Below are 24,577 nucleotides of genomic sequence, written 5' to 3' on the forward strand. Positions count from 1 at the left end.
TGTCGATGCCGGGCCACGGCGGGCCGAGAACCCGCCGTGGCCCGGCATCGCCGTCAGGGCCGGCCCGCCCCCCGGTACAGCTCCAGTTCCCCGTCCAGTTCCACCTTGAGCACCGTGGCGCACGGATCGAGGTCGGCCGCGGGGGGCGGGTCGATCCACACGATGCCCACGGCCTCGTGGAGTCCGCCGACCACCTCATGGCCCAGTTCCTTACCGGTGCCCAGGACCGTGACCCTGCGGACCGGGGTGACCAGGCCCTTCAGGCCCACTTCGGCGCGGGGTGCGTCGAAGAGCACGAGGTAGAGCGTGCGGCCGTCCGCGGAGAGCGTGCTGGGTCCGTAGTGGTGCCCCGCGGGGAGCCCGCGCACGGTTCCGTACACCGCCTCGGAGTGCTTGCGGATCCACTCCCCCAGACCCTCCAGGCGCTCCACCTGAGGCTCCGGAATGGTGCCGTCCTCCATCGGGCCTACGTCGAGCAGCAGATTGCCGCCCCCGCCGATGGTCTCGGTGAAGTAGCGGATCAGCTGGGCGAGTGACTTGTGGTGGTGATCCTGGTGCTGGTAACCCCACGAGTCGTTGATCGTCAGGCACAACTCCCAGGGACCGTCGGGCGGTTCGATGGGAGCGCCCTGTTCGGGGGTGGCGTAGTCCCCCTCACTGAGCATGCGCGCGTTGAAGACGACGTCCGGCACGTACGACCGGATGAGCGCGGCGAGTTCGGGGATGCGCCACTGCTCCTCGCTGCGCTCCCACTCGCCGTCGAACCACATCAGGTCGGGCCGGTAGCGGGCGGCGAGCTCCCGGACCTGGCCGTCCCGGTAGGCGATGAACCGCTCCCAGGCCGCCAGGTCCTCGTCCTCGGCGGCGACCTCGGAGTAGCGGTTGTCCTCCTGCTCCGGCGGGCGGCCCGGCTTGCGCGTGGAGGCGTAGTCGGGGTGGTTCCAGTCGGAGTGCGAGTAGTACAGGCCGACCTTCAGGCCCTTGTCCCGCAGCGCCTCGGCGCAGGGACCGAGGTAGTCCCTGCCGAGGTTCAGGTCGCCGAACTCCGTGTCCCACAGGGCCACTCCGTCATGGTGACGGCTCGTCAGCACCGCGTACTTCGCGCCCGCGCGGGCGAACAGGTCGGCCCACGCGCGGGGGTCGTACTTCGCCCCCGTGAAGCGCTCCAGCTGGGACATGTACCGCTCGTGCGGGACGATGTCGTCGTAGAACGACCAGGACTCCTGGACGCCGTCCACGGCGTAGATGCCCCAGTGGACGAAGATCCCCAACTTGGCGTCGGTGAACCACGGTTGCATCGGCACGGGTCAGCCCCTGCGCAGCCGGAGCGTCAGCACCTGGAAGGGGCGCAACGAGACCGCCACACCGCCGTCGGTGACCTCGGCCGTCTCGTCCTCCAGCGGGCGCTCCAGCAGGTCGGTGACCTGGGCGCCGGCCAGCGGGAACCCGGTGCGCAGCACACCCTGGGCGCGGCCGCCGCCCGACTCGTAGAGACGGACCACGACGTCACCGGAGCCGTCGTCGGCGAGCTTGACCGCCTCGACGGTCACGCCCTGGCCGTCGACCGAGACGACCGGCTCGGGGGCACCGGCCGCGTCCGCCACCCGGAGCGGCAGGTTGAGGGAGTAGCCCTCGGCGACGGTGTCCTCGATGCTCGCCCCGGGCAGCAGCGCGTAGGTGAAGCGGTGCCTGCCCTGGTCGGCCTCCGGGTCCGGGATGCGCGGGGCGCGGACCAGGCTGAGCCGGACCGTGGTCGTCGTACCGCCGTCCTCACGGACCGTGCGGGAGACGTCGTGGCCGTAGGTGGAGTCGTTGAGCACGGCGACGCCGTAGCCCGGTTCGCCGACGTGCACCCAGCGGTGCCCGGAGACCTCGAAACGGGCCGCCTCCCAGCTGGTGTTGGTGTGCGTGGGCCGCTGGACGTGGCCGAACTGGATCTCCGCGGAGGAGTGCGCGGCCCGGACGTCGATCGGGAAGGCCGCCTTGAGGATCTTCTCGGCCTCGTGCCAGTCGATGTCGGTCTCGAAGTCGATCCGGGGGCTGCCGGCGCGCAGGGTGATGGTCTGGGTGATCGTCGAGCCCTTGCCGAAGGACCGGGTCACGCGGATCGCGCCAAGGAGCGGGTCCTCGGAGACGACCTCGACCGAGGTGGGCTCCAGGAGGTCCGTGTACCGGTTGTTGTAGTGCTTGTCGATGTCCCAGGCGTCCCAGTAGTTCGGGAGGTCGGTGTGCAGGCGGAGCAGGTTGCCCTTGTCGCCCAGCACCTCCCGGCCGGCCCGCAGATCGAGGACCGACGACAGCGTGCCGTCCTCCGCAACCTCCACGCGCACCAGGCCGTTGTCGAGGACCCGGCCCTCGGCCTTCACGGGCTGTGCGGGCTCCGCCTCGGTCAGCGGCGCGCTGCCGCTCGCGGGCACCTCGACGTACGCCAGAGCGCCCTCGGACGTGCGGACCACCTCGGCCCGGTCGAACGGGCTGGTGTTGAACACCCGCGTGCCACCGGCACCCAGCGCGGCCACCGCCTCGGCGGTCAGCGTCTCCAACTCCTCGGCCACGCGCGCGTATTCGGCCTCCGCCTCGCGGTGCACCCAGGCGATCGAGGAGCCCGGCAGGATGTCGTGGAACTGGTGCAGCAGGACCGTCTTCCACAGCCGGTCGAGCTTCTCGTACGGGTACGAGTAGCCCGGCGCGTGCAGCGCGGCCGTCGTCGCCCACAGCTCGGCCTCGCGCAGCTTGTGCTCGGAGCGGCGGTTGCCCTGCTTGGTGCGGGCCTGGGAGGTGTAGGTGGCGCGGTGCAGCTCCAGGTAGAGCTCCCCGACCCAGACCGGGGCGTCCGGGTACTCCTCGCGGGCCTGGGCGAAGAAGTCGTCGGGGTGCTCGACGACGACCTTGGGCGAGCCCTCCAGGTCGGCCAGGCGCCGGGCCCGCTCCATGATCTCGCGGGTGGGGCCGCCGCCGCCGTCGCCCCAGCCGAAGGGGGCCAGCGAGCGCGTACCGCCGCCCTTCTCGTTGTAGTTGCGGACCGCGCGGTCCATCTCCTCGCCGCTGAAACGGGCGTTGTAGGTGTCGACGGGCGGGAAGTGGGTGAAGATCCGGGTGCCGTCGATGCCCTCCCACCAGAAGGTGTGGTGGGGGAACTTGTTGGTCTGGTTCCAGGAGATCTTCTGGGTGAGGAACCAGTCGTTGCCGGCCAGCTTGGCGAGCTGCGGGTAGGCGGCGGTGTAGCCGAAGGAGTCCGGCAGCCACACGCCCTTGGTCTCGACGCCGAAGTGTTCGATGAAGAACCGCTTGCCGTGGACGAGCTGGCGGGCGATGGCCTCGCCGCCGGGCAGGTTGCCGTCCGCCTCGACCCACATGCCGCCGACCGGGGCCCACTGGCCCTTCTTCACCGAGTCCTGGATGCGGGCCCACACGTGCGGGTAGTTGTCGCGCACCCACTCGTACTGCTGGGCCTGGGAGCAGGCGAAGATGAAGTCGTCGTACTCGTCGGCGAGCGCGGTGACGTTGGAGAAGGTGCGGGACGTCTTGCGCTTGGTCTCGCGGATGGGCCACAGCCACGCGGAGTCGATGTGGGCGTGGCCGACTCCGGAGATGGTGTGGGCGCTGGCGTGGGCGGGCTTGGCCAGCACCGGCGCGAGGACCTCGCGGACGGCTGCCGCGCTGCCGGAGACGTCGTCCAGGTCGAGGGCGTCCATGGCCCGGTCCAGGGCGTGCAGGATCTCGTGGCGGCGGGGCTCGTGCTCGGCGAGGTGGACCATGAGCTCGCGCAGCACCTGGAGGTCCAGGTCGAGGTGGAAGACCTCCTCGTCGAGGACCGCGAGGTCGGCGCGCTGGAAGGTGTAGAGGGGCGCGGAGCCGGCCGTGAGCTTGTCGCCCATCGGCGTGACCTTGGAGAAGTTGTCCTTGAGGATGTCCGGGTTGGAGGCGGCCTCGACCAGGTAGTCGATCTCCTCGCCGCCGTTCGCCGGGTTGGCGACGGGGACGTACTGGTTGAGGGGGTTCACGGCCTTCAGGGGGCGGCCGTCGGCGAGGTGGACCAGGGCCTCGGCCTGGTTGCCGGGCCAGTCGCCCACGAAGCCGAGGTCGATGACGGCCTCGACGCGCTTCCCGGCCCACTCGGCGGGCACCTGCCCGCGCATCCGGAACCAGGTGGTGCCCCAGGGCGGGCCCCACGGGGTGTCCATCGCGAAGGGCGTGTAGCGGGCGGCCGCGGCCTCCTCGAAGGAGACCGGCTCGCCCGGCGCCTGCCAGGCCTCGACCTCGAACGGGACGGTGGCCGCGTAGATCGCGGGCTTGATGCGCTGGTCGTGGGCGCGCTGGACGCGCTCCTCGATGCGGCGGCGTTCGTCGTGCATGAAGGGTCTCCAGGGAGGGAGAGGGCGAGCCGGTGGGACCGGGAAGCGTGGGGAAAGCGCTTTCCAAAAACAGACGCTACTTAAGGTACGCGAGCCCCGGATGCACCGAGGTGTAGCCCTCGACCAGCTTGCGGGCGACATTGACGGAGTCGACCAGCGGGTGCAGCGCGAAGGCCTTCACCGCGGTCGTGCGCGAGGCCGACTCGGCGGCGGCCAGCACCTCCCGCTCGACCGCCTTGACCGAGCAGACCAGGCCGGTGGCGTGGTCGGGCAGGGGGGCGACGGAGACGGGGTGGGCGCCGTTGGCGTCGACGAGACAGGGCACCTCGATGACGGCGTCGTGGTCGAGCACGGAGAGCGTGCCCTGGTTGCGGACGTTGAGGATCAGGGTGGCGCGCTCGTCGCGGGCGATGGCCCGCATCAGGGCGAGGGCGACCTTCTCGTAGCCGCCGGAGAGGTCGTCGGCGTCGCGTTCGCCGGCGCCGGCCGTCTCCCGGTTCTCGGACATGTACGTGGCCTCGCGCTCGGCACGCGTGCGGTCCCAGACGTCCAGCGCCTTGGCGCCGGGGGCACCGACCTCGTCGTAGAACCGTGCCTGCTGGTCGGCGAGGAAGGCGCCGCGGGTCTTCTCGGCCTGCTGGTAGGAGCGGACGGCCTCGCGGTTGAAGTAGTAGTAGTGCAGGTACTCGTTGGGGATCGCGCCGAGCGACTGGAGCCAGTCGACGCCGAAGAGCTTGCCCTCCTCGAAGGAGCCCAGCAGATCGCGGTCGGCGAGCAGGCGCGGGAGCTCGTCCCGGCCGGCGATCTTCAGGCCCCGGACCCAGCCGAGGTGGTTGAGGCCGACGTAGTCGATCCACGCCTCGTTGGGATCGGCGCCGAGCACGCGCGCGATACGGCGGCCGAGGCCGACCGGGGAGTCGCAGATGCCGATGACGCGGTCGCCGAGGTGGCGGGACATGGCCTCGGTGACCAGACCCGCCGGGTTGGTGAAGTTGATGACCCAGGCGTCGGGGGCGAGGCGGGCCACGCGCCGGGCGATGTCCACGGCCACCGGGACCGTGCGCAGGCCGTAGGCGATGCCGCCCGCGCCGACCGTCTCCTGGCCGAGGACACCCTCCGCGAGGGCCACCCGCTCGTCGTCGGCCCGCCCTTCCAGGCCGCCGACGCGGATCGCCGAGAAGACGAAGTCGGCGCCGCGCAGGGCCTCGTCGAGGTCGGTGGTGGCGGTCACCGTGGGGGCATCCGGGACCCGTGCCGCCTGCTCGGCGAGCACCCGGGTCACCGCGGAGAGCCTTCGGTCGTCCAGGTCGTGCAGGACGACCTCGGTCACCCGGCCCTCCGCGCGGTCCGTCAGCAGCGCGCCGTACACGAGCGGGACCCGGAAGCCGCCGCCGCCAAGAATCGTCAGTTTCACCGTTGAGCCTTTCCTGCCAGGACCACCTCGACGCCCGCCTCCTCCAGGGAGGACCGGGTCACCGCGTCGACCGGCGCGTTCGTCACCACCACGTCCAGGGCCTCGGGACCGCAGACCTTCGCCATGCCCGTGCCCGGGAACTTGGCGGTGTCGGCGAGCAGGACGACCTTTTCGCTCGCCTTGATCATCGCCCGTTTCACCGGCACCTCCACGACCGTCGTGTCCATCACCTGCCCGCCCGGGCGCACTCCACTGGTGCCGAGGAAGAGCCAGTCAGAGTGCAGCTGGCGCAGGTTGTCCTCGGTGAGGAAGCCGACCAGGGAGCGGTACTCGCGGCGGACCATCCCGCCGAGCAGCACCAGCTCGATGCCCTCGTCGTCGGCGAGCTCCTCGTAGACCACCAGGTTGCTGGTGATCACGGTCAGCCGGCGGCCGTGCAGCTGCCGGGCCAGCCGGTAGGCGGTGGTGCCGATGTCGAGCAGCACGGACTGGCCGTCCTGGACCAGCGCCGCGGCGCGGGCGGCTATGGCGTCCTTCTCGGCCACCCGGACCTCGGCGACCTCTTCGAAGGGCTGATCGCCCTCCTCGGCGCGCGCACCCCCGTGCACCCGGGTGAGCAGTCCGTCCTCCTCCAGCTTGACGAGGTCACGCCGGATGGTGGCGGGGCTCACACCGAGCTGCTCGGAGAGGTCGGTCACAGCCGCGGGGCCGCCGGAGCGCAAGGCCCGCAGGATGAGTTGGTGTCGTCGTTCAGCCAGCACACCGTGAACACTACTCGTCATCTTCAATCATTTCTATGCTCAGTTCTGCTTGGGTATTGACCAATCTCGTCGAGCGGCGCACGATTCCCGTCATCGAAATTGACGAGTTTTGACGAGAGGCACTCACGTGGACGACGACCGGCCCGAGGTGCTGCTGACCGGGCTGCTCTTCTACGACCTCGTCCTGACGGGTCTGGGAAAGCCGCCGACTCCGGGTGAGGAGATCTGGACGGCCGGCATGGGCTGCGGCCCCGGCGGCATCGCCAATCTGGCGGTCGCAGCGTCGCGCTTCGGTCTGCGCACCTCGCTGGCCACGGTCTTCGGCGACGACTTCTACGGCGCCTACTGCCAGGAGGTCCTCGCGGGTCAGGAGGGTGTCGACCTCTCGCTCTCGCGGATCGCGGACGACTGGCACACTCCCGTCACCGTCGCTCTCGCCCACGGACACGACCGGGCGCTGGTCACCCACGGCCAGGAACCGCCGTACTCCCAGGACACGCTCATGGGCGACCCGCCCGAGGCGCGCACGGCCCTCGTCCACCTGGAGGCCGAGCCGCGCGCCTGGCTCTCCAAGGCCGCCGCGAACGGCACGCACATCTACGCGGACGTCGGCTGGGACCCCACCCAGGTGTGGTCCACCGACCTCCTCGACCAGCTGGCCCTGTGCCATGCCTTCCTGCCCAACGAGGGCGAGGCGATGGCCTACACCCGCACCGACAGCGCGGTGGCGGCGCTCGGCACGCTCTCCGAGCTGGTCCCGGTGGCCGTGGTCACCCGGGGCGGGGACGGCGCGGTCGCGGTCGACCAGGCCACCGGCGAGTACGCGGACGTCCCGGCCGTGCCCGTCGACGTCCTCGACGCCACGGGCGCCGGTGACGTGTTCGGCGCGAGCTTCGTCGCGGCCTCGCTCGGCGGCTGGCCGCTGGAGGAACGGCTGCGGTTCGCCGTCCTCGCCGCCGGTTTGTCCGTACAGCATCACGGCGGGGCCCTGGCGGCCCCGGGCTGGTACGGAGTGGACCAGTGGTGGCGCTCGCTGACGGACCCCGCTCTGAAGCGCGCGTACGGCTTCCTGGCCGACCGCATCCCCGCGGACGTGGGCCCGCCGGTCCACCACGCGCCGGTCACCCCGCCGACCAGGCCGGCACCGGTCGCGCCGGTCGCGCCCCCGGCCCGCCTCTCACCCGAGCACTCCCCCGTGCTCCCACCCGACACCGCACGGCAGCACTGATCCGCAAGCCCCCACGAGCCCCCTCACATGCACGTCCCGAAAAGACCCGAAAGGCGGTGGGAGCTGTGCGGCTCTCACGAAGAGGCCTGCTCCGCGCGGGCCTGGGCGGTACAGCCGCCGCGGCACTCGGCGGCCTGGCCACCGGCTGTGCCGTTCCGGCCGGTTCCACCGGCAGGAACATGGTCCTCTGGTACTGGAGCGGCGGCCTCAGCGACACCGTCGTCAAGAACGCCGAGGCCCGTTACGGCAGTTCGGTGGACCTCCAGGCCATCCAGATCGGCGGCCAGTACCGCTCGAAGCTCATCACCACCATCACCGGCCGGGCCCACATCCCCGACATCGCGGGGCTCAAGGGCGAGGACATGGCCGCCTATCTGCCGAACGCGGACCAGTTCATCGATCTGCGGACGCTGGGCGCGGAGAAGTACAAGGACCAGTACCTGTCCTGGAAGTGGGACCAGGGCATCGCCGACGACGGCACGATGGTCGGCTTCCCGATCGACTGCGGACCGGTCGCGCACTTCTACCAGTACGACGTCTTCCGCAGGGCGGGGCTGCCGTACGAGCCCGACGACGTGAGCGCGCAGCTCGACACCTGGGAGAAGTTCTTCGACGCGGGCGTGCGGCTGGGCAAGCGCGTGCCGGGCGCGAAGCTGCTCACCGACGTCAACTCGGTCTTCGAGAACGTCGTACAGCAGGGTGCCGAGCGGTACGTCGACAAGGACCGCCACTTCATCGGCGACCAGGCGCACGTGCGCCGGGCCTGGGCGCTGGCCGTGGAGGCCAAGCGTCGGAAGATCGTCTCGGACCTGGTCAGCGGTACCCCGGACCAGCTGTCGGCGATCCAGGACGGCAAGCTGCCGAGCCAGCTCAACGCCTCCTGGGCCTCCTTCGACATCAAGAACGGCGTACCGAAGACCAAGGGCAGGTGGCGGGTGGCGCAGATGCCGGTCCGGCCCGCCAACAACGGCGGCTCCTTCCTGTCGGTCACCAAGGAGTGCCGGGAGCCCGAGCAGGCCTTCGAGATCATCACCTGGATCCTCAACGCGTCGAACCAGGCGCAGGGTTACGTCGACGCGGGCCTCTTCCCCTCCACGCCCGCCTCGTACGGCCTCAAGCAGATGCAGGAGCCCGACCCCTTCTTCGGCGGCCAGGTCACGACCGACATCTTCGGGCCGGCCGCGCAGAAGATCGTGGTCGCCTACAACAGCCCGTTCGACATCGCGCTCGGACAGCCCATCAAGGACGAGATCAAGAACGTCGGCGTCCTCGGCAAGGACCCCAAGAAGGCCTGGAGTGACGCCATGAGCAAGTGCCGTCGCATCGCGAAGCACCTGGGGGTGAGCTACTGATGGCCGTCCTGGAGCAGACCGTGCCCGCCGTTGCACAGCCGTCGCCCACGCAGCCCAAGAAGGGGTGGCGCGCGTACTGGCACCTCTACGCCGCGATCTCCCCCTTCTACCTGATCTTCCTGGGGTTCGGCCTCTTCCCGGTCGGCTTCTCGCTCTACCTGTCCTTCCACCGCTGGGACGGCCTCGGCCCGATGGAGTGGGCCGGACTCTCGCAGTACCGGTACCTGCTGAGCGACAGCGACTTCTGGAACTCGATCGGCAACACGCTCATCATCTGGGCACTGGCCACCTTCCCCATGATCCTCCTGGCGATGGTCACGGCCGTGATGCTCAACTCCGCGGTCCGTTTCAAGGGTCTGTACCGCGTCGCGTACTTCCTGCCGAACGTCACCTCGGTCGTCGCGATCGCGATCGTCTTCGGCTCGATCTTCTCCACCAACGCCGGCATGGTGAACGCCGTCCTGCACGCGGTCGGGATCGACCAGGTGGCCTGGCTGAACACCCCGTGGGGCATCAAGGTCACCATCGCCGCGCTGATGACCTGGCAGTGGACCGGCTACAACGCCATCATCTTCCTCGCCGGACTGCAGACCGTCCCGGGCGAGCTGTACGAGGCGTCGCGTGTGGACGGCGCCGGGCCCGTCCAGACCTTCTTCCGGATCACACTGCCGCTGCTGCGGCCCACCCTGCTGTTCGTGCTCGTCGTCTCGACCGTCACCGGTCTGCAGAGCTTCTCCGAGCCACAGGTGCTGCTCCAGACCTCCTCCAACGACTCGACGTTCGCGGGCGGTCCGGGCCACTCGGGCCAGACGATGGTCCTCTACTTCTTCCAGCAGACCTTCGACAACAACGACTTCGGGTACGGCGCCGCGGTGGCCTGGGGCATCTTCCTCGTCGTCGTCCTCTTCTCGATCATCAACTGGCGCCTCGTGCAGCGCCGGGGCGACTAGGAAGGGCCCACCATGGCTGCCATCAAGGGGTCCCGCCGCAGAGGGATCGCGCTGCACCTCCCGCTGATCATCGGCACTTTGATCTCGGCGTTCCCGTTCTACTGGGCCGTGATCATGTCGACGCACAGCTCGACGGAGATCTTCTCCTACCCGCCGAAGCTGCTGCCGGGCACGCACTTCCTGGAGAACGTCCGCCATCTCTTCGACGCCGTCGACTTCTTCGGGTCGATGTGGAACTCGCTGCTGGTCGCGGTGTCGGTGACCTTCCTGGTCCTGCTCTTCGACTCCCTCGCCGCCTTCGTCTTCGCCAAGTTCGAGTTCCCCGGCAAGAACGTGCTGTTCGGGCTGCTCATGGTCATCTTCATGGTGCCCGCGCAGCTCTCGGTGATCCCGCAGTTCGTGATCATGGCGAAGATCGGCTGGATCGGCTCGATGACCGCGCTGATCGTGCCGGCCGCGGCCAACGCCTTCGGCATCTTCTGGATGCGCCAGTACATGAAGACCGCCATCCACGACGAACTGCTCGACGCCTCCAAGCTGGACGGCGCGAACTTCCTGCGCCAGTACTGGCACGTGGCGCTGCCGGTGGTCCGCCCCGGCCTCGCCTTCCTCGGCATCTTCACCTTCATGGGCCAGTGGAACGACTTCGCCTGGCCCCTGATCGCCCTGACCGACCCCGGCAACGTGACCCTCCAGGTCGCGCTGTCCCAGCTCAACGGCACCCACGGCACCACCGACTACGGCATCGTGATGACCGGCGCACTGCTCGCCCTCGTCCCGCTGCTCATCGTCTTCGCGATCGGCGCCAAGCAGATCATCGGCGACCTCGCGAAGGGAGCCGTGCGCGGATGACGGACGATGCCCTGATCGCCCTACGCCCCTGGGAGGCACCCGAGGTGACCTCCTGGGGACGGCTGCCCATGAACGCCGTCGACCGGCGCTCCGGAGCACTCCCCCTGGACGGCGACTGGTGTTTCCAGTTGCTGCCCACTCCGGACGCGCCGGTCGGCGGTGCCTGGTCCTCGGCGTACGTCCCCGGTGTCTGGACGATGCAGGGCACCGACGACCTGCCGCAGTACCTCAACGTACGGATGCCGTTCCCCGAGTTCCCGCCCCACTCCCCCGCGGCGAATCCCACGGGCGTGTACGAGCGTGAGCTGGACGTCCCCGCCGAGTGGGCCGGACGCCGGATCGTGCTCCAGGTCGGGGCCGCCGAGAGCGTGCTGCTGGTGCATGTGGACGGGCGGCCCGTCGGCGTGTCCAAGGACTCCCATCTGGCCGCCGAGTTCGACCTGACGGGCCTGGTCGCCCCCGGCTCACCCGGCACGCTGCGCCTCACCGTCGTCAAGTGGTCGGACGCCTCGCACATCGAGGACCAGGACCAGTGGTGGCACGGCGGGATCACCCGCTCGGTGCTGCTGTACGCGACGGACCCACTGCATCTGGCGGACGTGACCGTGCGGGCCTCCCACGCCGGCGAGCTGCAGGTGGACTGCCGGGTCCGGGACGCGGGCGGCGCGCTGCCCGAGGGCTGGTACGTCAGCGGGGAGCTGGACGGTCTGCTGCTGGCGCAGGACGCGGAGTTCGACCGGTTCAACCGGGAGGACGACCGGGTCTCCGACTTCCTCGGCGAGGCGCGTCTGGCCGACACCGTCCCGGACGTCCGCACCTGGAACGCCGAGCAGCCCGAGCTGTACGACCTCACCGTCCGGCTGCACCGCGCGGACGGTACGGTCGCCGACACCGCACGGCACCGGATCGGATTCCGGGACGTCGAGATCGCCGGCCGGGATCTGCTGGTCAACGGCGAGCGCGTGTTCATCCGGGGCGTCAACCGGCACGACTTCCACCCGCTGACCGGGCGGACGGTGTCGTACGACGACATGCGTGCGGATCTGATCACGCTGAAGCGCTTCGGGTTCAACGCGATCCGCACCTCGCACTACCCGAACGACCCTGCGCTGTACGACCTCGCCGACGAGCTCGGGTTCTACGTGGTCGACGAGGCGGACATCGAGTCGCACGACCACGCCCACGAGATCGCCGACGACCCGCGCTACCTGAACGCCTTCGTGGACCGGGTCTCGCGGATGGTGCTGCGGGACAAGAACCACCCGTCGGTCATCGTCTGGTCGCTGGGCAACGAGTCCGACTACGGCGCGAACCACGACGCGGCCGCCGGGTGGGTGCGCCGCCACGATCCGACGCGGCCGGTGCAGTACGAGGGCGCGGCCAAGCTCGACTGGGCGGCCGCCGACGACGCGTCCGACATCGCCTGCCCCATGTACGCCCCGCTGGAGGAGTGTGTGGAGCACGCGCTCTCCGGACGGCAGACCAGACCGCTGATCTGGTGCGAGTACTCCCACGCCATGGGCAACAGCAACGGCACGCTCGCGGACCATTGGGCGGCCATCGAGTCAACCCCGGGCCTTCAGGGCGGGTTCATCTGGGAGTTGTGGGACCACGGCATTCTCCAGCGTGTGAACGACGGCAGACCGGTCGGGCGTGGGGGCGCCGGGTTGTATGACAACGGTGTCGCCGCGCCCGGGCATCGCTGGGCGTACGGCGGCGACTTCGGCGAGGTCCGCCACGACGGTGCCTTCATCGCGGACGGTGTGGTCCTGCCCGACCGCACACCCAAGCCGGTGATGTACGAGCACCGGGAGATCGCGGCGCCGGTGCGCATCGAGTGCTTCCGGCACGAGGGCATCGTGCTCGGCAACCACCAGCACTTCCGGGGCCTGGACCGGCTGGCCGCCGAGTGGGAGCTGTCCCTGGCCGACGGGCGGACGCTGACCTCACCCGCCGAGCTGCCCGATCTGCGGCCCGGTGAGACGGCGGCGGTGCCGCTGCCGTTCGAGCTGCCCGAGGACGGCGGCGAGGCGTGGCTGACGCTGCGGGTGACGACCGCGGGCGACGAGCCGTGGGCGCCGCGCGGAACGGTGGTGTGCGCGCCCCAGGTGCGGCTGCGGGAGGCCGTGCCACACGTTCCCGTGGCCGTGCGGAATCGTTCCGTCGAGGTCGACGACGACGGTCTCCTGGTCCACCCCCTGCTCACCCGTGCCCCCACGCTCTCCCTGTGGCGGGCGCCCACCGACAACGACGAGCTCGGCGGCATGGCGGCGCGCTGGCGCGACTGGGGCCTCGACGCGCCGGTGCGCAAGGTCGCGCACATCCGGCAGACCCCCGGACAGGTCACCGTGCATGCCGAGTACGTCTCCGAGGCCGGTGTCGTCCGGCATGTGCAGGTCCTCACCGCCGTCGAGGGCGGAATCCACGTAGCGGAGTCGGCCGAGCTGCCGGAGCGGCTCGACGACGTGGCACGGGTCGGCTCCGTGTTCGAGACCATCGCCGGGCTCGACCTGATGGAGTGGTACGGACAGGGCCCCTGGGAGTCGTATCCGGACCGCGCCTTCGGAGCGCCGGTCGGCCATCACGCGGTGCCCGTGGACGAGTTGTTCACCCCCTATCTGCGTCCGCAGGAGAGCGGCGGCCGGCACGGCGTACGGCACTTCACGCTCTCCGCGCCGGACGCCACCGGCCTGACGGTCGTCCTGGACGAACCCCGCCAGGTCGGCGTGAGCCGGTACCGCGCCGCGGACCTCACCTCTGTCACGCACCACGACGAACTCGTCCCGAGGGCGAGCTGTGCCGTACACATCGACGCGGCCCACCGCGGCCTCGGCACCGCCTCGTGCGGACCCGACACCTTCGCCTCCTACCTCGTCGCGCCGGGCGTCCACCGCTGGAGCTGGACGCTGCGCGCGCTCTGAATCCCCCTTCTTCTTCACTTCCCTCGCAACGGAGCACACGTGTGTACTTCACATGAGCACGACCAGGGCGAGGCCGCCCAGGCCGGTGCCGGACGGCGCAGTTTCCTGCGGGCGACGGCACTGCTGGGCGCGGCCGCCACAGCGGGGGTCGCCCTGCCGACCGTGGCCGAGGCCGCGGTGTCCGGGTATCGTCCCGACACCCGGAGCCGGCGCTTCACGCTCGCCGTCATGCCCGACACGCAGTACCTCTTCGACGGGCCGAGCATCGACAAGGCTCCCGTCGAGGCCTCGCTGCGGTATCTGCTGGACCACGGGAAGGACGAGAACATCGTCTTCCTGTCCCACCTCGGCGACCTCACGCAGAACGGCGCCGCACCCGAGTGCGCCGCGATCGGTGAGGCGTTCGAGCTGCTCGACCGGCGCGGGGTCGGCTACAGCGTCCTCGCGGGCAACCACGACGTGAAGTCGTCCACCACCGACCAGCGCGGCGCGACACCGTACCTGGACGTGTTCGGTCCCGACCGGTTCGAGGGCCACAGGACGTTCGGGGGCGCCTCCCCGGACGGCTACAACACGTACCACCTGTTCGAGGCCGCGGGCCGCCAGTGGATGGTCCTCGCCCTGGACTGGCGGCTGTCGGACCAGGGGTACGCGTGGGCGAAGAGCGTCCTGGCCGCCCACCCGAAGACGCCGGTGATCCTGACCACGCACGAGCTGGTCGTCGAGGACGACACCCTCTCGGACTACGGTCAGCAGCTGTGGGACCGGCTCGTCAAGGACCACGACCAGATCTTCCTCACCCTCAACGGCCACTACTGGCCCGCCGGACGGGCGACCCGCACGAATACGGCGGGCAACGACGTCCATCTGCACCTGACGAACTACCAGAACCGGTACTTCGGCGGCGCGGCCATGATCCGCCTGTACCGCTTCGACCTCGACCGCGGTGTGATCGACGTGGAGACGGTCTCCCCGTGGATCCTCGGCCGGGCCGCCAAGGGGCTCAACGAGCTGGAGCGGCAGGAGATCGAACTCAGCGGTGACGCCGACCGGTTCTCGGTCGGCATCGACTTCGCCTCGCGCTTCGCCGGCTTCGACCCGGTGCCCGCTCGTGCGGCCCGCCCGGCCTCGAAGATGCTGATCCCCGGGACGGCCGCGTACTGGCGCTTCGAGTCGGCGGTCTCCGGCACGGTCCGCGACCTCTCCGGCCGTGGCAACGACCTCACCGTCGTATCGGTGGGCGGCGGTTCGCTGGGCTGGTCCGCGGACCACCACCCCGACCAGCCCGGCCATGGCAGCCTGGAGTTCCAGGGCTACAAGTCGCCGCTCAAGGGCGCCTATCTCCAGACGGTCGACAAGGCGCCACTCAACTCGGCGGTGTTCAAGGACGGTTACACCATCGAGGTGTTCTACCGCATGCCCGCCGACTGGGATCCGGACCACAACGCCTGGTCGGGACTGGTCAGTCGGCGGGGAACCGGCGGCGCCGCGGGCAAGACTGGTGACGATCCCGACGAGCCGCTCGCCACCCTCTCGCTCTCCAACGACCGCGAGCCCCAGTGGGCCATGCGCCCGCTCGACCAGGAGGGCATCGCGACCAACTGGGGCCAGGAGACACCGCTGGAGACCTGGTGGCACCTCGCCGTCGTCAACGACAGCAGGCACACCACGCTGTACGTCCAGGGCTGCCCCGTGGTCCGCAATCCGAAGGCGTCCGCCGTCGGGATCGCCTCGGTCGGACTGCCGTGGCTGGTGGGCGGCTACACGTACGCCGACAAGATCGACCAGATCTTCCACGGCCGTCTCGGTGACGTCCGGATCGTCTCCCGGGCGCTCCCCGTCTCCTCCTTCATGACTCACTGACCTTCTCTTCGAGGATCACCATGACCGAGCAGCAGCTGCCCTCCTGGGCCGACCCCTCCGTCAACCCCGCCGACCTCGACGCGCAGGGCGTGTCGAGACGCGGACTCCTGCGCCGCGCGGGCCTGTTCGGGGCCGCGTTCGCCCTCGGGTCGGCGACGACGCCCGCCTTCGCCGCCTCCGGGCAGCGGGGCTTCGGCGGCGAGGACCCGCACCTCGCCTACCTCGTGGGCGACCACCACGTGCACTCCGTGTACAGCCACGACGCCAAGTACACGTTCTCCCAGCTGGCTCAGGCCGCCGCGAAGTACGGCCTCGACTGGATGGTGTTCAACGAGCACTCCAACTTCGGACACGCCTACTACGGCGCCGCGATGGAGCACAAGGAGATCCTCAAGGCCAGGGCAGAGAACCCGCGCCAGCTCATCTTCCAGGGCCTGGAGTGGTACATCCCGGCCGCCGAGCACTGCACGGTGTTCGCGGCCCCCGGCCCGCACGAGACCGACCTGCTCACACAGTTCGAGCTCGCCTACGACGGCAAGCTCCTGGGCTACACCGAGGGATCCGCGGGTGCCGCCGACACCGCGCGCAACGAGGCCCACGCCGTCAAGGCGATCAAGTGGCTGGCGGAGCAGCGCCGTTCGGGCTACGTCGACGACGTCCTCGTCATCGCCAACCACCCGCTGCGCCTCGGTATCGACTCCCCGCACGAGCTGCGGGGCTGGCGGGACGCGGCTCCCGAGGTCATGATCGGCATGGAGGGCGCACCGGGCGCCCAGGGCGCGGCGCTCCCCGGCTGGCGCGGGGCGAGCTCGATCCGCGGCGAGTACGAGAACAAGCCCTCGGCCCAGTCCTGGCAGGGCTATCCGGCGGACGCGTATGTGACGTACGGCGGCTTCGACTGGGCGACGGCGACCGTCGGCGGGCTGTGGGACTCGATGCTGGCCGAAGGCAGCCTGTTCTCGATCACCACGAACTCCGACAACCACCGCACCGTCTTCGACACCTGGAAGAACGGCGACTGGCCGGCCGGGCAGAACTTCGACAACACCGGCAGGCTGCCCGACCCGGTGAACACCGACACCCCGCAGCCCGGCAGCGACTTCTGGCCGGGCGAGTTCAGCCGCACCCACGTCGGCGTGACCCGCTACGGCTACCGCGCGGTGATGGCGGGCCTGCGCGCGGGCCGTGTCTGGGCGGACCACGGGCATCTGCTCGACGGGCTCGACGTGCGCGTGAAGCGGGACTGCGACTCCGGGCGCGGTGTCACGCTGGGCGGACGGCTGCGGGTCCGCAAGGGCGAGCGGATCACGCTGTACGTGACGGTCACCAGCGCCTCCCGGCCCAACCCCCAGGGGATCCTGCCCGAGTTGGCGCACGTGGACGTGATCCGGGGCGCGGTGCGCGGTCCGGTGAGCGACCGGGACGGCTGGAAGGCGCCCGACACCAAGGTCGTCCGGACGCAGGACGTCTCCGGGCGGAAGGGGACGTACACCCTGCGTATCCCGCTGACCGCCGGGGACGAGTCCTTCTACGTCCGGCTGCGGGGCAGCGACGGCAACCGGCACGGTACGGGTTACCTCGGCGCGTCGGTGGACCCGCACGGCCCGATTCCGCACGAGCCCGGCAACGGTGACCCGTGGGCGGATACGTGGTTCTACTCCAACCCCGTCTTCGTGGACGTGGCAGGCTCCTGACGAACCTCGGCTCCGCCCACTGGCGGGGCGGCCGTCGTCAGGCGTAGAACCGCGACAGGCTCTGCAGCACCGCCGCCGGCTTGGCCCCGCCCTCGATCTCTATCGCCCCGTCGACGGTGACCTGCACACCGCCGGGGACCTCCTCGACGTCCGTGAGCTTGGCGACGAGACGGATGCGCGAGCCCACCTTCACCGGGGAGGGGAAACGGACCTTGTTCAGACCGTAGTTGACCTTGGTGGTGACGCCCTGGACGTCCAGCAGCTCGGTGAAGAGCGGGATGAAGAGGGACAGGGTGAGGTAGCCGTGCGCGATGGGGGCGCCGAAGGGGCCTGCCGCCGCCTTCTCGGGGTCCACGTGGATCCACTGGTGGTCGCCCGTGGCGTCGGCGAAGGTGTTGATGCGCTCCTGGGTGACCTCGATCCACTCGCTGGTGCCGAGGTCGCTGCCGGCGAGCTTCTTCAGTTCGTCGATGCCGTTCACGGTGACGCTCATGTAGCTGTCCTTACTCAAGAGTCGGAGCCGAAGCGCTTGCGCACCCGGGATTTGAGGAGCTTGCCGGAGGCGGTGCGCGGGAGTTCGTCCGCGATCACCACCGACTTGGGGATCTTGTACTTGGCGAGCCGTCCGGCCAGGGAGGCCAGGACCTCGTCGGGATCGGGCGCGGCGCCCTCGCGGGGCACGACGACCGCCCGCGGCACCTCGCCCCACTTGTCGTCCGGGACGCCGATGACCGCGCACTCGGCGATGTCCGGATGGCCGAGGAGCAGGTCCTCGATCTCGGCGGGGTAGATGTTCTCGCCACCGGAGATGATCATGTCCTTGATGCGGTCGACGATGAAGACGTATCCGTCCTCGTCGACACGGGCCGCGTCCCCGCTGCGGAACCAGCCGTCCGCGAAGGAGGCGGCGGTCTCCTCGGGCAGCCCCCAGTAGCCGGGCATGACGTGCGGCCCCCGGAGCACGACCTCACCGGTCTCGTCGACGTCGACGGGCGCCAGGTCCGGCCGTACGACCCGCACATCGCTGAAGAAGTGCGGTACGCCCGCCGAACCCGCCTTGCTGATGGCGTGCTCGGCGTCCAGGAACAGGGTTCCGGGTGAGGCCTCGGTCATGCCGTAGCCCTGGAGGAAGGTGAGCCCGCGCTCCTGGTACGCGGCGATCAGGGGCGTCGACACCGGGGAGCCGCCGCAGGTCAGGATGCGCAGGGAGGACAGGTCCGCGTCCGCCCAGCGCTGATGCCTCGCCACCTGCTCGAACATCGTCGGCACCCCGAACATGAAGGTGATCCGGTGCCGTTCGATCAGGTCGAAGGTGGCGCTCGGGTCGAACGCCTCGACCAGGACGCAGGTGCCGCCCTTGAGCAGCACCGGCAGGGTCAGCATGTTCAGGCCCGCCGTGTGGAACAACGGCGCGGAGACCAGGGCGCGTTCGTCGGCGATCAGGTCGGTGTCGACGAGGACGTTGATCGCGTTCCACGTCAGGTTGCCGTGGGTGAGCATGGCGCCCTTGGGCCGGCCGGTCGTGCCCGAGGTGTACATGATGATGCAGGTGTCGTCGGCGGTGACCGGTTCGTCGATCGGTTCGGCCGCCGACTCGGCGAGCAACTGCTCGTACTCGGCGCCGACTTCGACGTACGTCCGCACGTCGGTGCTGCCCGGCAGCCCGGCGACGAGCCCCGCGTGCGAGGGGCCGTAGACCAGCGCCCTGGCTCCGGAGTCGGAGAGCTGGTAGCCGATCTCCGGTCCGGCGAGGCGGGTGTTGAGGGGGACGAAGACCGCGCCGAGGGAGCCGGCCGCGAACAGGGTCTCCAGGTAGGAGGGGTGGTTGGGGCCGAGGTAGGCGACCCGGTCGCCGCGCCGGATGCCCCGGGCGCGCAGGGCGTGCGCGAGGCGGGTGACGCGGGTGTGCAGTTCGGCGTAGGTGACCGTCGTGTCGCCGTGGATCAGGGCGGTGCGGTGCGGGGTCTTGCGGGCCCGGCGTGCGGGCCATGAGCCCAGTCCCTCGTTGCGCATCTGAGGCCCCTTATGGCTTGGTGAGCCCGAGCAGCCGGGCGGCGTTCTCCTTGAGGATCTTCGGCTTCACCTCGTCCTTGATCGACAGCTTCTCGAAGTCGGCGAGCCAGCGGTCGGGGGTGAGGACGGGGAAGTCGGAGCCGAAGAGGACCTTGTCCTTGAGCAGCGTGTTGGCGTACTGCACGAGCTGCGGCGGGAAGTACTTCGGCGACCAGCCGGACAGGTCGATGTGCACGCCCGGCTTGTGGGTGGCGACGGCGAGGGCCTCGTCCTGCCAGGGGAAGGACGGGTGCGCCAGGATGATCTTCAGGTGCGGGAAGTCGGCGGCCACGTCGTCCACGTGCAGCGGGTTCGAGTACTTGAGGCGGATGCCGCCGCCGCCCGGGACTCCGGCGCCGATGCCGGTCTGGCCCGTGTGGAAGAGGGCGATCGTGCCGGTCTCCTCGATCACCTCGTAGAGGTCGTAGGCCACCGAGCGGTCGTTGGGGAAGAAGCCCTGGATGCTGGGGTGGAATTTGAAGCCCCGCACCCCGTACTCCTCGACCAGGCGGCGGGCCTGCTTCACGCCCGCCTTGCCCCGGAACGGGTCGATGGACGCGAAGGGGATGAGGACGTCCGCGTTGGCGGCGGCCGCCTCGGCGACCTCCTCGTTGGGGACGGGGGCCGTGCCGGTCGCGGACTCGGCGTCCACCGTGAAGATCACGGCGGCCATCTTCCGCTCGCGGTAGTAGGCGGCGGTCTCCTCGAGGGTCGGCTTCCGCTTGCCCTCGACCTTGAAGTAGGCCGAGGACGCGTCGTGCAGGTCGTCGTCCAGGGAGGAGTGGCCCTTGGAGGACACCTCCGCATGGGTGTGGACGTCGATGGCGACCAGGTCCTCGACGTTCATGGAGAGGTCCATCACGCCTCCGGAAGCTTCGGGGCCGGGATACCGACCGTCTGGAGCTCGGCACCGACCGACGTCGGGAAGGCGTCGGCCAGGGTGTCGGGGGTCCAGCCGCCGTCCGCGTACGCCGCCTTGATCTCCTGCGGATGGGACCAGAGTGCCACCTTGTCGCCGCCGATGCCGATGGCCTGGCCGGTGATGCCGCGGGCGGCCTCGGAGGCGAGGAAGGGGACGAGGGCCGCGCAGTCCTCGGGGGTGCCGAAGCCCTCGCCCTTGCGGAGGAAGTCCGGGAGGGGCTCGCCGTTCCTCATGGCCTCGATGTACGGGGCGAAGGCCGGGATCGTCTCGGTCATCGCGGTGGCCGCGACGGGCACGATCGCGTTGACGGTGATGTTGGCGCGGCCCAGTTCCATGGACCAGGTGCGGGCGAAGGCGGCGATGCCGGCCTTGGCGGCGGCGTAGTTCGTCTGACCGAAGTTGCCGCGCTGCCCGGCCGGGGAGCCGACCAGGATCAGGGAGCCGCCCTCGCCCTGCTCGCGCATCCGGACGGCGGCGGCGCGGGCGCAGGTGAAGGTGCCCTTGAGGTGGGTGGTGATCACCGCGTCGAAGTCGTCGTCGGTCATCTTCCACAGCACCTTGTCGCGCAGGATGCCCGCGTTGGTGACCAGGATGTCGAGCCGTCCGAACTCCTCCGCGGCCCGGCCCACCAGCCGCTCCGCCGCCTCGGTGGTGCCGACCGGGACGACCTCGGCGACGGCGGTGCCGCCCGCCTCGGTGATGGACTTCACGGCCTGCTCGGCGACCGCCTCGTCGATGTCGTTGACGACCACGCGGGCGCCGTGGGCGGCCAGGGCGTGTGCGTAGGCGAGGCCGAGGCCACGGCCACTGCCGGTGACGACGGCGACCTTGCCGGTGAGATCGATGCTGGGCACGAGGAGGTCCCTTCACGAACGGATGCATGGGGGTGCGGCTTCGAGATCGAAGCTAAGAGCAATAATTGTTGACGTCAATAGTTGTTGGAGACCTGTCCGTAAGTCATGCTGGAATGCGCATGCCGCACCGACCCAGGGAGCCCGCCATCACACGCCAGCACGTCACCCCGAAACCCATCGACTCGGAGGAGCCGTGGATGCGCGGGCTGCACGCGGACACCGGTTATCTGCTGTACCGCCTCGGCCTGCGCTCGGGCCAGCTGTTCAACACGTTCCTCCAGGAGTCGGGCCTCAGGCTGCGGCATTACGCGGTGCTGCGCTATCTCGCCGGAACCGAGGGCGCCCTCCAGCGGGAGCTGAGCACCCGGCTCGGCTACGACCCCAGCGCGATCGTCGGCCTGGTCGACGACCTGGAGAAGCTGGGCCTGACCGAGCGCCGCCCCTCCCCCGACGACCGCCGCAGCAAGATCGTCGTGCTCACCGAGGACGGCCGTGCCTTCCTGCGGGGCACCGACGAGGCGGGCCGGCGGGTCACCAACGACCTGCTCGCCCCCCTCGACGCCGCCGAACGCGAGACGCTCCAGACCCTCCTGCTGAGAGTCGCCGACCGGCCATGACCGGGCACCCCCACTCCCGGCTTCGCTCGCGCGGGGGGACCCCCACCGCGCCGGACCGGCTGCTGTCCGTGCTCGCCGCGTTCGACCACGACCACCCGGCGCTGTCCCTGACGGACATCAGCCGGCGGGCCGGGCTGACGCTGACGACCACGCACCGGCTGGTGGGCGCGCTGACCGACTGGGGCGCGCTGGAGCGCGACGACGACGGTGTCTACCACGTCGGACTGCGCCTGTGGGAGGTCGCCGCGCTCGCGCCGCGCGGGGTCGCGCTCCGGCAGCTGGCGCTGCCGTATCTGGAGGACCTGTACGAAGCCACCCACGAGAACGTGCAGTTGGCGGTGCGGGACGGCTCGGACGTCGTCTACATCGAGTGGATCGCGGGGCGTTCGTCGGTCGGCGTGCACATCCGGGTGGGGGCGCGCTGGCCGCTGCACGCCACCGGCGTCGGCCTGGTGCTGCTGGCCCACTGTGCGCCGCGGGAGCAGGAGGAGTACTGCGCGGGCCCACTCGCCGTGTTCACGCCGTACACCCTCGCCGAACCGGTGCGGCTGCGCCGGGTGCTGGCCGAAGTCCGGCGCACCGGCGTCGCGGTGAGCAGCCGTCAGGTCACCGACGACGCCCTGTCGGTGGCCGCCCCCGTGTGCGGGCCCGACGGGTCGGTGGTCGCGGCGGTGTCGGTCGTCGTGCCCCACGCCGACGCCCAGGTGCCGGCGCTGATCCCGGCGGTACGGCTCGCGTCGCTCGGGATATCCCGGGCGCTGGGCTGGCAGCCGACGGTCGCACCCCGTTCGGGCGCCGGATATCCCTCGCACCGGTGAGGTCCCGGCCGCACCGGCGTCGTGATACTGGAACGGCCCCGGCCCCGAGGAGCCGCTCATGTCCGTCGCCGCCCGGTCCTGGTACGCCCCCGTAGTGACCCGTCTGAGGACGACGAATCCCTACGTCGTCGACAGCGCGCTCGCCGTGCTGGTGCTGTTCGCCGCGTCCCTGCAGTGGATGTTCCCGGACGAAGGGGACGATCCGCTGAGCCTGGTGGGCTGGCTGCTGGGCGCCGCCACCGCCGTCCCGCTGGTCTGGCGCCGCCGCTCCCCCTACGCGACCGCTCTGGCGGTCTCGGCGGCCACCACGGCGATGGCCTACCACCACGCACCGCCCCCCGATGTGCTCTACGGCGGACTGGTCGTCCTCTACACCATGGCCGTCCAGGGCCTGCCCTGGCAGCGCCGCTCGATGCTGGCGTGCTGGCTGCTCGGGGCCGTGCTGACCATGCAGCACAAGGAGCACTCCGAGCCCTTCGAGTACGCCTTCCACATCACCGGCATGATCTGCGCCTACGGCCTCGGCGTCCTGGCCCGCGTCCAGCGCGCCTACACGGCCGCCGTCGAGGACCGGGCCCGCCGCCTGGAACGGGAGCGGGCCGCGGAGACCGCGCGGGCCATCGCCCAGGAACGCAGCCGCATCGCCCGGGACATGCACGACATCCTGGCGCACGCGGTGAGCCTGATGGTCGTCCAGGCGGAGGCCGGACCGGTCGTGGTGCGCAGCGATCCGGCCCGTGCCGAGGCCGCGTTCGACGCGATCGCGGCCAGCGGCCGGGACGCGATGGCCCAACTGCGGCGAATCCTGGGTGTGTTGAAGGAGGAGGAACGCCGGGGCGGCGCCACCCGGCTGCCCCAGCCGGATCTCACCGGACTGCCCGACCTGGTCCAGCAGGTCGCCCGATCGACGGAACTCCGGGTCGAGTTGAGCGTACGGGGCCGGCCTCGCCCGCTCCCCCCGGACACCGAGGTCGCCGCCTACCGCGCGGTGCAGGAAGCCCTGACCAACGCGGTGAAGCACGCGTACGCTTCCTGCGCACAGGTGGAACTCGACTGGGCGGAGGACGAGTTGACCCTCACGGTGACCGACGACGGCAGGGGCCCCGCACGCACGGGCGGCGGGCACGGGCTGATCGGCCTCAGGGAGCGGGCGGCCGCCTGCGGGGGCAGCGCGGAGGCCGGGCCGGGTCCTGAGGGCGGCTTCCGGGTCGTCGTGCGGCTGCCCGTCACCGCGGACCGGGAAGCGGCCCTCGGGTGAGCATCCGGGTGGTCGTCGCCGACGACCAGGAACTGGTCCGCAGCGGCTTCACCATGATCCTGGAGGCGCAGCAGGACATCGAGGTGGTCGCCGAGGCCGGGGACGGCGCCGAGGCGGTGGCCGCGGTGCAGCGCCACACGCCCGACGTGCTGCTCCTCGACATCCGCATGCCCGTCATGGACGGCCTGGAGGCCGCCCGGCGGGTGTGCGCCCAGTCCAGCTGCAAAGTCGTCATGCTCACCACCTTCGACCTCGACGAGTACGTGTACGACGCCCTGTACGCGGGGGCCAGCGGCTTCCTCCTCAAGGACGTGCGCCGGGACGACCTCGTGCACGCGGTCCGGGTGGTGGCGGGCGGCGACTCGCTGCTCGCGCCGACCGTCACCCGCCGCCTGGTCGCGGACATCGTGCGCCGCCGCCGCGAGGAGGCCGCCACCGGGGCCACCCCCGACCGCCTGGACGTCCTGACGGCCCGCGAGGTGGAGATCCTGCGGATGCTGGCCCGGGGCCTGTCCAACGCGGAGATCGCCACGACCCTGTTCGTGAGCGAGCACACGGTCAAGACCCACGTCAGCAACGTGCTCAGCAAGCTGGGGCTGCGGGACCGGGTCCAGGCGGTGATCTGCGCGTACGAGACGGGTCTGGTGGCACCGGGTACTGCCTAGT

General features: G+C 70.5%; 19 protein-coding genes. 11 read left to right on the top strand and 8 right to left on the bottom strand.

Annotation, left to right across the window (positions count from 1 at the left end):
- Positions 1-53: 53 nt before the first annotated feature.
- From ACGFWE_RS06375 to ACGFWE_RS06390, 4 genes are all read right to left on the bottom strand, one after another.
- On the bottom strand, positions 54-1,298 hold the full coding sequence (locus ACGFWE_RS06375; RefSeq protein WP_393598948.1) for an alpha-L-fucosidase: 1,245 nt from the start codon (positions 1,296-1,298) through the stop codon (positions 54-56).
- 9 nt (positions 1,299-1,307) lie between these two features.
- Positions 1,308-4,355, bottom strand: coding sequence for an alpha-mannosidase (locus ACGFWE_RS06380; RefSeq protein ID WP_393598291.1), 3,048 nt, complete (start codon positions 4,353-4,355; stop codon positions 1,308-1,310).
- A 76-nt stretch (positions 4,356-4,431) separates the two neighbouring features.
- Positions 4,432-5,769, bottom strand: a complete 1,338-nt coding sequence (locus ACGFWE_RS06385; RefSeq protein ID WP_393598293.1) for a 6-phospho-beta-glucosidase — start codon at positions 5,767-5,769, stop codon at positions 4,432-4,434.
- On the bottom strand, positions 5,766-6,530 hold the full coding sequence (locus ACGFWE_RS06390) for a DeoR/GlpR family DNA-binding transcription regulator (protein ID WP_393598295.1): 765 nt from the start codon (positions 6,528-6,530) through the stop codon (positions 5,766-5,768). Before ACGFWE_RS06390 ends, ACGFWE_RS06385 begins: the two co-directional genes overlap by 4 nt.
- A gap of 127 nt (positions 6,531-6,657) precedes the next feature.
- Here ACGFWE_RS06390 and ACGFWE_RS06395 point away from each other — a divergent pair, with 127 nt between their 5' ends.
- From ACGFWE_RS06395 to ACGFWE_RS06425, 7 genes are all read left to right on the top strand, one after another.
- A complete protein-coding gene (locus ACGFWE_RS06395) occupies positions 6,658-7,758 on the top strand; it encodes a carbohydrate kinase family protein (protein WP_393598297.1) in 1,101 nt (366 codons plus the stop codon).
- 65 nt (positions 7,759-7,823) lie between these two features.
- On the top strand, positions 7,824-9,110 hold the full coding sequence (locus tag ACGFWE_RS06400) for an extracellular solute-binding protein (protein ID WP_393598299.1): 1,287 nt from the start codon (positions 7,824-7,826) through the stop codon (positions 9,108-9,110).
- Entirely contained in the window at positions 9,110-10,060 is a 951-nt protein-coding gene (locus ACGFWE_RS06405; protein WP_352381054.1) for a sugar ABC transporter permease, read from the top strand. The genes ACGFWE_RS06400 and ACGFWE_RS06405 overlap by 1 nt, the downstream gene beginning before the upstream one ends.
- A gap of 12 nt (positions 10,061-10,072) precedes the next feature.
- The gene (locus ACGFWE_RS06410) at positions 10,073-10,912 is read left to right on the top strand and encodes a carbohydrate ABC transporter permease (RefSeq protein WP_393598301.1); all 840 of its coding nucleotides are present in this window, start codon (positions 10,073-10,075) and stop codon (positions 10,910-10,912) included.
- Positions 10,909-13,833 carry a glycoside hydrolase family 2 TIM barrel-domain containing protein gene (locus ACGFWE_RS06415; protein ID WP_393598303.1) on the top strand — a complete coding sequence of 975 codons (2,925 nt, stop codon included), beginning with the start codon at positions 10,909-10,911 and terminating at the stop codon, positions 13,831-13,833. The genes ACGFWE_RS06410 and ACGFWE_RS06415 overlap by 4 nt, the downstream gene beginning before the upstream one ends.
- A 39-nt stretch (positions 13,834-13,872) precedes the next feature.
- The gene (locus ACGFWE_RS06420; protein WP_352381059.1) at positions 13,873-15,696 is read left to right on the top strand and encodes a LamG-like jellyroll fold domain-containing protein; all 1,824 of its coding nucleotides are present in this window, start codon (positions 13,873-13,875) and stop codon (positions 15,694-15,696) included.
- 20 nt (positions 15,697-15,716) lie between these two features.
- Complete coding sequence (locus tag ACGFWE_RS06425) at positions 15,717-17,390, top strand: PHP domain-containing protein (protein WP_393598305.1); 1,674 nt, start codon at positions 15,717-15,719, stop codon at positions 17,388-17,390.
- 37 nt (positions 17,391-17,427) lie between these two features.
- Here the strand turns inward: ACGFWE_RS06425 and ACGFWE_RS06430 are convergent, their stop codons facing one another.
- Genes ACGFWE_RS06430 through ACGFWE_RS06445 form a run of 4 tightly spaced genes read right to left on the bottom strand, consistent with a single transcriptional unit; the run spans position 17,428 to position 21,218 of the window.
- Positions 17,428-17,883, bottom strand: coding sequence for a MaoC family dehydratase (locus ACGFWE_RS06430; protein ID WP_352381062.1), 456 nt, complete (start codon positions 17,881-17,883; stop codon positions 17,428-17,430).
- A gap of 14 nt (positions 17,884-17,897) precedes the next feature.
- Positions 17,898-19,403, bottom strand: coding sequence for an o-succinylbenzoate--CoA ligase (gene menE, locus ACGFWE_RS06435; protein WP_393598307.1), 1,506 nt, complete (start codon positions 19,401-19,403; stop codon positions 17,898-17,900).
- A 10-nt stretch (positions 19,404-19,413) separates the two neighbouring features.
- Positions 19,414-20,289: an amidohydrolase family protein gene (locus ACGFWE_RS06440; protein WP_352382501.1), complete on the bottom strand. Its 876-nt coding sequence runs from the start codon at positions 20,287-20,289 to the stop codon at positions 19,414-19,416.
- Positions 20,290-20,300: 11 nt separating this feature from the next.
- On the bottom strand, positions 20,301-21,218 hold the full coding sequence (locus tag ACGFWE_RS06445; RefSeq protein ID WP_393598310.1) for an SDR family NAD(P)-dependent oxidoreductase: 918 nt from the start codon (positions 21,216-21,218) through the stop codon (positions 20,301-20,303).
- A 119-nt stretch (positions 21,219-21,337) separates the two neighbouring features.
- Here ACGFWE_RS06445 and ACGFWE_RS06450 point away from each other — a divergent pair, with 119 nt between their 5' ends.
- Genes ACGFWE_RS06450 through ACGFWE_RS06465 form a run of 4 tightly spaced genes read left to right on the top strand, consistent with a single transcriptional unit; the run spans position 21,338 to position 24,576 of the window.
- Positions 21,338-21,835 (top strand): MarR family winged helix-turn-helix transcriptional regulator, encoded by a 498-nt coding sequence (locus ACGFWE_RS06450; protein ID WP_393598312.1) that lies wholly within the window; start codon positions 21,338-21,340, stop codon positions 21,833-21,835.
- Entirely contained in the window at positions 21,832-22,653 is an 822-nt protein-coding gene (locus ACGFWE_RS06455) for an IclR family transcriptional regulator (protein ID WP_393598314.1), read from the top strand. The genes ACGFWE_RS06450 and ACGFWE_RS06455 overlap by 4 nt, the downstream gene beginning before the upstream one ends.
- Positions 22,654-22,711: 58 nt before the next feature.
- Positions 22,712-23,911 (top strand): sensor histidine kinase, encoded by a 1,200-nt coding sequence (locus ACGFWE_RS06460; protein ID WP_393598316.1) that lies wholly within the window; start codon positions 22,712-22,714, stop codon positions 23,909-23,911.
- A complete protein-coding gene (locus tag ACGFWE_RS06465; RefSeq protein ID WP_352381073.1) occupies positions 23,908-24,576 on the top strand; it encodes a response regulator transcription factor in 669 nt (222 codons plus the stop codon). Before ACGFWE_RS06460 ends, ACGFWE_RS06465 begins: the two co-directional genes overlap by 4 nt.
- Position 24,577 lies beyond the last annotated feature (1 nt).

It is taken from the genome of Streptomyces sp. NPDC048523, from assembly GCF_043199815.1.
Lineage (GTDB): Bacteria > Actinomycetota > Actinomycetes > Streptomycetales > Streptomycetaceae > Streptomyces.

What these genes read in the sequence shown, in the direction of transcription:
- menE (WP_393598307.1), bottom strand. Translation starts at nt 19,403, where the DNA reads ATGCGCAACGAGGGACTGGGCTCATGGCCCGCACGCCGGGCCCGCAAG.
- ACGFWE_RS06455 (WP_393598314.1), top strand. Translation starts at nt 21,832, where the DNA reads ATGACCGGGCACCCCCACTCCCGGCTTCGCTCGCGCGGGGGGACCCCC.
- ACGFWE_RS06410 (WP_393598301.1), top strand. Translation starts at nt 10,073, where the DNA reads ATGGCTGCCATCAAGGGGTCCCGCCGCAGAGGGATCGCGCTGCACCTC.
- ACGFWE_RS06380 (WP_393598291.1), bottom strand. Translation starts at nt 4,355, where the DNA reads ATGCACGACGAACGCCGCCGCATCGAGGAGCGCGTCCAGCGCGCCCAC.
- ACGFWE_RS06430 (WP_352381062.1), bottom strand. Translation starts at nt 17,883, where the DNA reads ATGAGCGTCACCGTGAACGGCATCGACGAACTGAAGAAGCTCGCCGGC.
- ACGFWE_RS06460 (WP_393598316.1), top strand. Translation starts at nt 22,712, where the DNA reads ATGTCCGTCGCCGCCCGGTCCTGGTACGCCCCCGTAGTGACCCGTCTG.
- ACGFWE_RS06405 (WP_352381054.1), top strand. Translation starts at nt 9,110, where the DNA reads ATGGCCGTCCTGGAGCAGACCGTGCCCGCCGTTGCACAGCCGTCGCCC.
- ACGFWE_RS06425 (WP_393598305.1), top strand. Translation starts at nt 15,717, where the DNA reads ATGACCGAGCAGCAGCTGCCCTCCTGGGCCGACCCCTCCGTCAACCCC.
- ACGFWE_RS06375 (WP_393598948.1), bottom strand. Translation starts at nt 1,298, where the DNA reads ATGCAACCGTGGTTCACCGACGCCAAGTTGGGGATCTTCGTCCACTGG.
- ACGFWE_RS06450 (WP_393598312.1), top strand. Translation starts at nt 21,338, where the DNA reads ATGCCGCACCGACCCAGGGAGCCCGCCATCACACGCCAGCACGTCACC.
- ACGFWE_RS06415 (WP_393598303.1), top strand. Translation starts at nt 10,909, where the DNA reads ATGACGGACGATGCCCTGATCGCCCTACGCCCCTGGGAGGCACCCGAG.
- ACGFWE_RS06440 (WP_352382501.1), bottom strand. Translation starts at nt 20,289, where the DNA reads ATGAACGTCGAGGACCTGGTCGCCATCGACGTCCACACCCATGCGGAG.